Source organism: [Clostridium] symbiosum ATCC 14940, assembly GCF_000466485.1.
Lineage (GTDB): Bacteria > Bacillota > Clostridia > Lachnospirales > Lachnospiraceae > Otoolea > Otoolea symbiosa.
Genome location: NZ_KE992900.1, coordinates 1 through 10,590 on the forward strand (window position 1 = coordinate 1; position 10,590 = coordinate 10,590).

A 10,590-nucleotide genomic window follows, 5' to 3' on the forward strand; every position below is an offset into this window, starting at 1 on the left:
CGGCGTCCTCACCTGCTTAACTAAATCTCCATTTAAACCAGAATATTTGTTCGACACACCTTGCATTGCTTAAACTGGTATGGTATGATATTGTGGATAGCAGGTTCTGGTAAAAACATCTCGGAACCGGCAGCAAACCGGCGCAGAGATGCCGGACGGCCTCTGCAGCAGGGGCGTAAGTGAAGTATGCATAAGGAGAAAACCGTGATTTCATATGTTAAAGGTGCTTTGGCGGAAAAGTCGGGAGACAGGATTGTAGTGGAAGCAGGTCCGGTAGGACTGGGAATCTACGTACCGCTGTCCGTTCTGGAGGTGCTGCCGCCTCTGGGAGAAGAAGTGAAGATATATACATACCTTCAGGTCCGGGAGGATGATCTCAGCCTTTATGGTTTTTTGAACCGCCAGGATTTGGACATGTTCAGGCGACTGATAGGAGTGAACGGAATCGGGCCTAAGGGAGCGTTAGGAATCCTGTCGGCTCTGAGTCCGGATGATCTGCGTTTGGCAATTCTGACGGGCGATGCGAAGGCAATTTCAAAGGCCCCGGGAGTCGGCGCCAAGACGGCCCAGAGAATTATCCTGGATTTGAAAGATAAAGTCAGTGCGGAAGAAATGCTTGCTTCCGTCGCAGATACGGAAGAAAGAACTTCCGTGCCCCTCATGCAGGAGGCGGGCAGGGAAGCAGCCACGGCACTGGTGGCTCTGGGTTATTCAAACCTGGAGGCATCGAAGGCGGTGAAGAATGTGCAGATAACAGAGGATATGGATGCGGAGGCAGTGCTCAGGGCATCACTGAAGTATCTGGCATTTTTATAAGATTGGGAGAGCAGGAAGTGTAATATGAGCAGGAGAATTATAACAACTGAGATTACAGAAGAGGACAAGCGCATAGAAAGCAGCCTGCGGCCCCAGTATTTAGATGAATATATAGGCCAGGAGAAGATAAAGTCTACGCTGAAGGTTTTTATTGACGCAGCCAAATCGAGGGGAGAGGCTCTTGACCATGTCTTGTTTTACGGCCCTCCGGGACTCGGCAAGACGACACTCTGCGGCATTATTGCGAATGAGATGGGCGTAAAGATGAAGGTGACCTCAGGACCGGCGATTGAAAAACCGGGGGAGATTGCGGCGATTCTGAACGGGCTTCAGGAAGGTGATGTCCTGTTTGTGGACGAAATCCACCGGCTGAACCGCCAGGTGGAAGAGGTGCTTTATCCGGCGATGGAAGATTACGCGATTGACATCATGCTGGGGAAGGATTCCACGGCGCGATCCATCCGGCTTGAGCTTCCGAAGTTCACCCTGGTGGGAGCAACGACGCGGGCGGGCCTTCTTACGGCACCCCTCCGGGACAGATTCGGTATCATTCAGAAGATGGATTTCTATATGCCGGAGGAATTAAAGACGATTATTCTCCGCTCTGCCGGAGTCATGAAGGTGGAGATAGATGAGAGGGGCGCATATGAGATTGCAAGGCGCTCCAGAGGGACGCCGAGACTTGCCAACCGTCTGTTGAAACGGGTGCGGGATTTTGCCCAGGTTAAGTACGAAGGTGTGATTACAAAAGAGGTTGCCGATTTTGCCCTGGATATACTCGATGTGGATAAGCTGGGACTGGACAATAACGATCGGGCTATTCTGACGATTATGATTGAGAAATTTTCGGGAGGCCCTGTAGGCCTCGATACATTGGCCGCGGCGCTGGGAGAGGATTCCGGAACGCTGGAGGATGTCTATGAGCCGTATCTTCTGATGAACGGTTTTATCAACCGGACACCGAGGGGAAGGGTGGCTACGGAAGCCGCGTATCATCATCTGGGCCTGGGATAAAAAGTAAATGAATATTACGAATGAAAGAGAAGATGGAGAAAAGATGGGTTCCAAGAATTATACAGACGTTTTAATTGCCGGAAAAATATATACGCTTGGCGGCCTGGAGGAAGAGACATACCTTCAGCAGGTAGCCAGCTATCTGAATGACAAGATTGCCGGACTGCATAGACAGGACGGCTTCAGAAAGCAGCCGGAGGATTATCAGAATGTTATGACATACTTGAATATTGCCGATGATTATTTCAAGGAGAGAGAGCATGCCGGACTTCTGGCGGTTCAGAAGGAAGAACTGGAGAAGGAGACATACCGCCTGAAACATGAACTGGTAAGCACCCAGATGAAGCTGGAAGCGATGAGAGCGGAGCTGGAAAAGTATAAAGCGCTGGAAACTCTGGAACATTCCCGCGGTAAAGAAGCGGAAAAAGAGGAGCAGGCCAGGAAGTAAGGCCGGAAAGCAGCGCGTACATTTACAGATGAAAGAGGCTGATGGAAACGAAATTCTTTAACAGGATTCGTAATACATCAGCCTGTCGTCTTTTTTAGAAAATGGAGTTGGATATTATGAAAAACAAGGTGGAAATTCTGGCTCCGGCCGGTTCTTTTGAAAGTATGAAAGCAGCGGTGGCAGCCGGTGCGGATGCCGTTTATATCGGCGGGAGCCGATTTGGCGCCAGGGCCTATGCCGATAATCCCGGTGAAGATATGCTGCTTGAGGCTATTGATTATGCGCATCTGCATGGATGCAGACTCTATCTGACTGTCAATACACTGGTTAAGGAAAAAGAACTGGAAGGACTTTATGAATATCTGGAACCGTACTACAGGCAGGGGCTGGATGCGGCGATTGTTCAGGATATGGGAGTGTTTTCCTATATAAAGGAGAAGTTTCCGGATTTACCGGTGCATGCCAGTACCCAGATGACGATAACCGGCCCTCAGGGAGCCGGACTGATGATGGGGCTGGGGGCATCCCGTATCGTTACGGCGAGAGAGCTGTCTCTGCAGGAGATCCGAAAGATATATGAGCAGACCGGAGCAGAGATAGAAAGCTTTGTCCACGGAGCCCTTTGCTACTGTTATTCCGGCCAGTGCCTGTTCAGCAGCCTGATCGGAGGAAGAAGCGGAAACAGGGGCAGATGCGCGCAGACCTGCCGTCTTCCGTTTGAAGTGAAAAGGGATGGAAAAACGTTAAATAATAAAGAGGAACGGTATGTTCTCAGCCTGAAGGATCTCTGTACTCTCGATATTCTGCCGGAACTGGTGGAGGCAGGTATCTATTCGATGAAAATCGAGGGCCGGATGAAGAGTCCGCGCTATACGGCAGGGGTGGTCAGCATATACAGAAAGTATGTGGATCTGTACCTGGAAAAGGGGAGGAAAGGCTACCGCGTCGAGAAGGAAGACCGGCAGAGGCTGTTGGATCTTTTCGACCGGGGCGGACAGACGGAGGGGTACTACCGGCAGCATAACGGACGCGATATGGTGGTTATGAAGGAAAAACCGTCATTCCGCCAGGAAAACAGAGAACTGTATCAGTACCTTGACGAGACGTATGTGGAGGCAGAACTGAAGGAGCCGGTCAGCGGCACGGTTGCTGTAAAAGAGGGAGAACTGCTCTCACTGACACTCCGTTTCGAGAGAAACATGAGGGATGGACAGATGCCTGAGACGGTCGAAGTTACGGTAGCAGGTGAAGAGGCACAGCAGGCAAAGAATCAGCCTGTAACCGAGGAAAAAATCGCAAAGCAGATTGGGAAGACCGGAAATACTCCGTTTTATTTCAGGAAGCTTAATGTAGAGATGGAAGGCAATCCCTTTGTTCCTGTCCAGGAACTGAATGAGCTGAGAAGGCGGGGATTTGCCGCTTTGGAGGAAGAAATACAGTCATCCTTCAGACGGAAGATAAAGAAGCTGCCCCCGGAGAGGGAATCCGGAGCTTCGGAATGTAAAACTACCCCGGACATGTCTGAATCCGGAGCAGAGGATAAGGACGGCCTCGGAAAAGGACTTTACAGCCTGAACGTATCCGTTGAAGAGCCTGAACAGTTTGAGACGGTTCTGGAGGAGGGCAGCGTGGACGGCATTTATCTGGACAGCGCTCATTTTGACGCGGTTTTATGGAATGAGCTGGCAAACCGCTGCCATCATGCTGGGAAACGGTGTTTCCTGGTGCTGCCGCACATTTTCAGGGAAGAGGCTTTCCGTTATTTTGATGCGAACAAAGAGCTTCTGGCAAACGCCGGTTTTGACGGAGCCGTAATCCGGGCCTGGGAAGAGATTGGGCTTTTAAAGGAGTGGGCCGGGGAATATTCGCAGCTGAAAGACCTGACTCTGATCATGGATTATGGAATATATACGATGAACAGAGCCGCTGAGAAGATGACGGCAAAGATGGTTTCCGGTTTCCGGCACCGCCTGACGCTTCCGGTAGAGCTTAACAGCAGAGAACTTGAAGACATGGGATGCCGGGGCGGGGAATTGATTGTTTACGGCCGCCTTCCCATGATGGTGACGGCCCAGTGCATGAAAAAGACGGTGGATTCCTGTAAGAAAAAGCCGGAGCTGTTATTCCTGCGGGACAGGATGGGCAAGGAATTTCCGGTAAAGAATCATTGCCGTTTCTGCTATAATACGATTTATAATACAAGCCCGCTGTCACTTTTAAAGGACAGGCACAGGATTGACGGGCTGGGCCCGGAGAGCCTGAGGCTTAATTTTACGACGGAGAACCGGGAAGAAACCAGGGCGGTAATCAGAGCCTTTTCTGGCAGCTTTCTGGAGGGCAGAGAAACGGAACTCCCGGGTGAGTTCACGAGAGGCCATTTTAAACGAGGGATCGAGTAGGTGAGAGTGTGATTAATCTTGTTACAACATTATCAAAGTATCTGATGATACTGCTGATAGCAATTTACACATACTATAATTTCCGATTTTTTGCTATGCCGGATGAGCATTCCAGAAACAGGGTGTGCAGGCTTCAGAATGCTGCCATGCTTTTTATCCATGTGCTGGCTTATGCGGTGATCTATTTGAGGACAGAGGAAGAGAAGATGCTGATGTTTTTCGGAGCCCAGTTTCTGTTTTTCCTGCTTTATCAGGTCTTCTACAGGATGTTTTACCACAATTTATCAAGACTGCTTCTGAATAACACCTGCATGCTCCTGTGTGTCAGTTTTATTATGCTGTCCAGAATTTCATTTGACAGGGCGGTCAGGCAGTTTGTAATTGCCGCGGTGGCGGCAGTAGTAACTATGCTGATTCCGTTTATCATCGACAGAACGTGGCAGCTTGCTAAGATTCCTTGGGTTTACGGCTCAATCGGTCTTTTTCTTCTGCTGGTGGTCTGTGTTCTCGGAAGTACCAGCTTCGGCGCCCAGCTGTCCATTAATGTGGGCGGGTTTTCTTTCCAGCCGTCTGAATTTGTCAAAATCAGCTTTGTTTTCTTTGTTGCAACGATGTTTTACCGTTCCATTGATTTCAGGACGATAGTAATTACGACGGTGGTGGCTGCGGCTCATGTGCTGGTGCTGGTGATTTCAAAGGATTTGGGAAGCGCTCTCATTTTTTTCGTTACCTATCTGCTGATGCTTTTTATCGCAACTTCGAACTGGTTTTATCTGGGGGCGGGCGCAGGCTGCGGTGTCATGGCGGCAGCAGTGGCTTATAAATTGTTTTCCCATGTCCGGGTGCGCGTGGAGGCCTGGCAGAATCCATGGAACGACATTGCAGGAAAAGGTTACCAGGTTACACAGGCGCTTTTTGCCATCGGCACCGGTGGATGGTTTGGAATGGGGCTTTATCAGGGAATGCCGAAGAAGATTCCGGTTGTGGAGAAGGATTTTATCTTTGCGGCCATATCGGAAGAGCTGGGAGGCATCTTTGCCCTCTGTATCATTTTAATTTGTCTTGGATGTTTTCTTCAGTTTATGCTGATAGCGACGAAGATGCAGGCCGTTTTTTACAAGCTGATTGCTTTCGGACTCGGCATTGTATACATCGTCCAGGTGTTTTTGACCATCGGGGGCGTCATCAAGTTCATTCCGTCCACCGGTGTGACACTGCCCTTTATCAGCTATGGCGGCAGCTCGATTTTGAGTACGTTTATCCTGTTCGGCGTTATTCAGGGACTTTTTATCCTGAAGAGAAATGAAGAAGAGGAGGAAGATTATGAAGCTTAAAGATCACGGCTCCCGGGAAGAGAAAAAAACGGAAAAACGCTTCGGCCCCGGCGGAAAGAAGAAAGATACGAAAAAACGCAGGGATTCCGGTGACAGCAGAGCGAAGGCCAATAAAAATATATTAAAGCTCACCTATGGGTTTGCCGCATTGTTTATCATGATGGCCGCATACCTCGGCTGGTTTATCCAGTTTAAGAGTGAGAATGTGATTGGCAGTTCATATAATGCACGGCTGGATCAGTTTTCAGACCGGATTATAAGGGGAAGTATACTGAGCAGCGACAAGACGGTTCTGGCGGAAACAAGAGTTGCTTCCGACAAAACAGAGACCCGCTATTATCCGTTTGACTACCTGTTCGTTCATTCCGTGGGTTATTCTGGTTTGAACGGTAAAACCGGGATTGAATCACTGGCTAATTTTTATCTTCTTTCTTCACATGTCAATCTGGTGGAGAAGGTGATTAATGAGCTTCGCGGTGAGAAGAATCTGGGAGACAATGTAGTGACGACGCTTGATCTGGATCTTCAGAAGACGGCTTCCGACGCATTGGGAAATAACAGGGGGGCGGTCATTGCCATGGAACCGGATACAGGGAAGATTCTCTGTATGGTTTCGCAGCCGAATTTTAATGCAAACCAGGTGGATGAGAAGTGGCAGGAGCTGATTGCGCCGGATAACACGAAGGCGCAGCTTGTAAACCGTGCGACACAGGGACTGTATGCTCCCGGCTCCACATTTAAAATTTTAACGGCTCTTGAATACATCCGGGAAAACCCTTCCACCTGGCAGGATTTTTCCTTTAACTGCAGCGGAGCGTATCACGCCGGGGAATATACGATTAAATGTTATCACAGTGAATCGCATGGGCAGCAGAATCTGATCCAGGCATTTGCAAATTCCTGTAACGGGGCATTTGCAGAGATTGGCCTTCAGTTGAACCCCGACAGTTTCCACGCTTTGGCGGAGCAGCTCCTGTTTAATATGCCGCTGCCATATGCACTGCCCTATAATCAAAGTTCTTTTACAATGACAGGCGGGGCCGATGAATGGGAAAAACTTCAAACGTCTATCGGACAGGGCAAGACGCAGATTACGCCGCTGCACAATCTTTTGATTGTTTCAGCGATTGCCAACGGCGGCACGTTAATGAAACCGTACCTGATCGATCATGTGGAGAACGTAGGCGGCCAGACGGTCAAGAAGTTCCTGCCCTCGTCGGCCGGAAGTCCTCTTTCTGCAACCGATGCCCAGATGATGGCGGAGCTGCTGAAGAGCGTTGTGGATTTTGGCACAGGTTCCGCGCTGCGAACAGATCGGTATACGGCTGCGGGAAAGACCGGCTCGGCTGAGTTTGAGACGGGGAAAGAGACACATTCCTGGTTTGTGGGATATGCACCGGCTGAGAATCCGAAGATAGCAATCAGTGTGATTGCGGAGGAAGCCGGTTCGGGGGGAAAGGTGGCCGCGCCGATAGCAAGGGCGGTCTTTGACGCCTATTTTGAAAAGCAGTAATTCCCCGGTTATACAACAATAGTTATAATTTTCGCAAATAGCAGCAAAAACGAAACAGTTCATGCTGTCTGAACTGTTTCGCGAAAACACCTCGCGAATACATCATGGCTGAACTGCTGCAACAATTCAATGTTACTGGAGATGAGTATGGATTATATAACGTCATTATTGTTTTTGTGCCCGATTATGTTTCTGGCCAGTTTTGTGGATGCAATCTCCGGAGGGGGAGGCCTTCTCTCCCTCCCGGCTTACCTGTTTACCGGCATGCCCGTACATAACGCCTATGCCTGCAATAAGCTGTGCTGTAATATCAGTACGGCTATGTCGGCAGGACGGTATCTGAAGAATAACCTGATTGACAAAAAGGCGGCGTTCTTTGTGGGAGCCGTTACGTTCTGTTGTTCCGTCCTTGCCTCAAAGATTGTGCTTTGGATGCCGGACCGGGCTTTGAGCCTGATGCTGCTGGGCTCCATGCCTTTTGTTGCGATCCTGATTCTGGTTAATAAAAAGTATCCGAAAGAGGATCACTCCGACGAAGTGACGGGAAACAGGAAAATCGGCTTCTGGATTTTCACGGGGATTGCGATGGGAGCCTATGACGGTATGCTGGGTCCGGGCTCCGGAACGCTGGCAATAATAATCTATACAAAGCTGCTTAAATATGATTTGACCAGGGCTTCCGGCAACGCCAAGGTAGCTGTTTTCAGCTCCACTCTGGCGGGAACGATTTCTTATTTACTGGCAGGAAAGATACTCTGGAATTATGCGCTTCCCGTCGCCATTTGCGGCGTTTTAGGGGGCTACGCGGGCTCCGGAATGGCAATCCGGAAGGGAGCCCGGTTCATACGTCCGATGATGCTTGTAATAGCTGCGGTGCTGATAGTCAAACTGATATTTGAAATGCTGTAACAGTTCATGCTGTCTGAACTGTTGCGAAATGTTCTTTTAGGAGGAAAACTGATATGAAACTATGCATTGACACAGCTCCATGCAAGGTCTGATACGGGACGGACTGCATGGAGTAAATACGTCCTGCAGGCTTTGCACTCTATCTGAATAAAAAGATAAAAGGAGCAAAGTCATATGTTTTTCATAAATAAACAAAACAGAATAAATAAAAAAACTCTGAAAGGCCTTAACGCCTTTTTGATATTATGGGGTACGCAGGCATTTTCATCGCTGGGCAGTTCCATGACAAATTTTGCACTTATTATATGGTCCTACGAGAGGCAGGGCTCGGCGCTCACAACAGCGCTGCTGGCAGTCTGCTCTTATGCGCCGTATGTCCTGTTAAGTATCTTTGCCGGAGCTTTGAGCGACCGGTGGGACAAGAAGAAAACCATGCTGGTGTGCGATACGCTGGCGGCTTTAATGACCCTGATTGTATGGAGTCTGTTAAAAGGCGGGCGTCTTGAGATATGGCATCTTTATCTGATTAACGCAGTCAACGGCATGGCTAATTCGGTTCAGCAGCCGGCTTCGGAGGTGGCGGTAAGCCTGCTGACTCCGAAAGAGCAGTATCAGCGGATAGGAGGATTGAAGGCATTTTCCAACTCCCTTGTAACGATACTGACGCCGATGATAGCGACGGCTGTCCTGGCTTTTGCGGGAATGGATGCGGTTATCCTGTTTGATTTCATGAGCTTTGGGACGGCATTTATCTCGCTGGCTTTTTTTATCCGCATACCGAAAGCGGAGAAGGAGAAGGGGGAGAACCGTGAGTCTTTTCTGAAATCGGCGGGAGAGGGGCTGCATTTTCTGCAGGAGAACAGGGGGATTCTCGGACTGATACTCTTTCTGTCAGCTGTCAACCTGATCGCTTCCGTCTATGAAGCAGCGCTGCCTGCCATGCTTTTATCGAGAGCCGGAGGCGGTAAGACGGCGCTTGGTGCCCTCAACACATTCACAGGCTTTGCCAGTCTAGTCGGCAGCATTTTCGCTTCCGCACTGCCTGCGCCCAAAAACAGGGTCAGGGTCATTTGCAATTCTCTGATGTTTTCCATGTGTACGGAGAACTTTTTTCTGGCATTTGGCCGGAGTATGCCGGTGTGGTGTTTCGGCGCCGTTCTCGGCTGGCTGATGATACCGCTGATGAATGCCAATTTAGACGTTCTGCTACGTATCCATATACCGGTGGAGATGCAGGGAAGGGTCTATTCCGTAAGAAATTCACTGCAGTTTTTTACAATTCCGGTGGGATATCTGCTGGGAGGCGCCCTGGTGGATCGTGTCTTTGAGCCGTTTATGAGCCTCCAGGGACCGGATGGTGTGTTTACAGCGCTGTTCGGAACCGGAAAGGGCTCCGGTGCAGCAATGCTGTACGCCATACTGGGAGCCGCGGGTGTGTTAACCTGCCTGTATTTCAGGAAAAATCGTCATATAAGGGAACTGGCGAAGAAGTCAGCTTGATGAAAACGTACCGTACTTGTATTTTACAGGCAGTCAGACAATCTGAAAAGGCGGGGGACATCGTAACGTTACAGCTGCGATGTCCCCCGCCTTTCTTCAGAAATATTTTTTATTGCCCCATAAATTACTCTTCTTTAAGTCCAGATATTCATTATATGCCTTTTCCAGAATCTGCTTCTCATTGGAGAATTTCAGAAGGTGGTAGGCTTCATAAAATTTGTAATATCCGGAATCGATAAAATATTCCTCCCGTTGTGGTTTACTGTAATAGCTGTCAGCCATCATCAGATACCAGTGCACATCTTTTTCCACCATATCCTGTGGCGTATTGAACGAATACTGGCTCTTACCGATGTATTTTATGATGGAGGCCGATACACCTGTCTCCTCTTTTACCTCCCGGAGTGCCGTTTCTTTATAATCTTCACCCGGTTCTACAGTTCCCTTTGGTAAAACCCAACCTTCATATTTGTTCTTGTAATTCTTATATAAAACCAGAATTTTACCTCGAAAAATAACCACACCGCCGCAGCTCGTTGCCTCAATCATTGCAATTCCTCCTGGTGTGTTAGCTTATATTGCATCAAGTATAACGCTTTTTCTGATAATATGCAAGATTTAAATAAGCAGGTGAGGACGCCGCCGCAGGCCAGCGGA

The 10,590-nt window shown here is 49.1% G+C and carries 9 protein-coding genes; 8 read left to right on the forward strand and 1 reads right to left on the reverse strand.

What is annotated here, in order from left to right; all coding sequences use genetic code 11:
* Positions 1–204 precede the first annotated feature (204 nt).
* The 8 genes from ruvA (at position 205) to CLOSYM_RS10015 (ending at position 9,933) form a co-directional block, all read left to right on the forward strand.
* Positions 205–816, forward strand: coding sequence for a Holliday junction branch migration protein RuvA (ruvA, locus tag CLOSYM_RS09980; protein WP_009296620.1), 612 nt, complete (start codon positions 205–207; stop codon positions 814–816).
* 24 nt (positions 817–840) lie between these two features.
* The gene (gene ruvB / locus CLOSYM_RS09985) at positions 841–1,830 is read left to right on the forward strand and encodes a Holliday junction branch migration DNA helicase RuvB (protein WP_003503477.1); all 990 of its coding nucleotides are present in this window, start codon (positions 841–843) and stop codon (positions 1,828–1,830) included.
* A gap of 7 nt (positions 1,831–1,837) precedes the next feature.
* The gene (locus CLOSYM_RS09990) at positions 1,838–2,278 is read left to right on the forward strand and encodes a cell division protein ZapA (protein WP_003503480.1); all 441 of its coding nucleotides are present in this window, start codon (positions 1,838–1,840) and stop codon (positions 2,276–2,278) included.
* Between the two features lie 116 nt (positions 2,279–2,394).
* On the forward strand, positions 2,395–4,677 hold the full coding sequence (locus tag CLOSYM_RS09995) for a U32 family peptidase (RefSeq protein WP_044902339.1): 2,283 nt from the start codon (positions 2,395–2,397) through the stop codon (positions 4,675–4,677).
* Between the two features lie 8 nt (positions 4,678–4,685).
* The gene (locus CLOSYM_RS10000) at positions 4,686–6,011 is read left to right on the forward strand and encodes an FtsW/RodA/SpoVE family cell cycle protein (RefSeq protein WP_044902340.1); all 1,326 of its coding nucleotides are present in this window, start codon (positions 4,686–4,688) and stop codon (positions 6,009–6,011) included.
* Positions 6,001–7,524 (forward strand): peptidoglycan D,D-transpeptidase FtsI family protein, encoded by a 1,524-nt coding sequence (locus tag CLOSYM_RS10005; protein WP_044902341.1) that lies wholly within the window; start codon positions 6,001–6,003, stop codon positions 7,522–7,524. Before CLOSYM_RS10000 ends, CLOSYM_RS10005 begins: the two co-directional genes overlap by 11 nt.
* 147 nt (positions 7,525–7,671) lie before the next feature.
* Positions 7,672–8,433: a sulfite exporter TauE/SafE family protein gene (locus CLOSYM_RS10010; protein ID WP_044902342.1), complete on the forward strand. Its 762-nt coding sequence runs from the start codon at positions 7,672–7,674 to the stop codon at positions 8,431–8,433.
* A 174-nt stretch (positions 8,434–8,607) separates the two neighbouring features.
* A complete protein-coding gene (locus CLOSYM_RS10015) occupies positions 8,608–9,933 on the forward strand; it encodes an MFS transporter (protein ID WP_021642047.1) in 1,326 nt (441 codons plus the stop codon).
* Positions 9,934–10,029: 96 nt separating this feature from the next.
* On the opposite strand, the gene CLOSYM_RS10020 is transcribed toward CLOSYM_RS10015, so the two are convergent.
* A complete protein-coding gene (locus CLOSYM_RS10020; protein WP_003503501.1) occupies positions 10,030–10,482 on the reverse strand; it encodes an NUDIX hydrolase in 453 nt (150 codons plus the stop codon).
* Positions 10,483–10,590 lie beyond the last annotated feature (108 nt).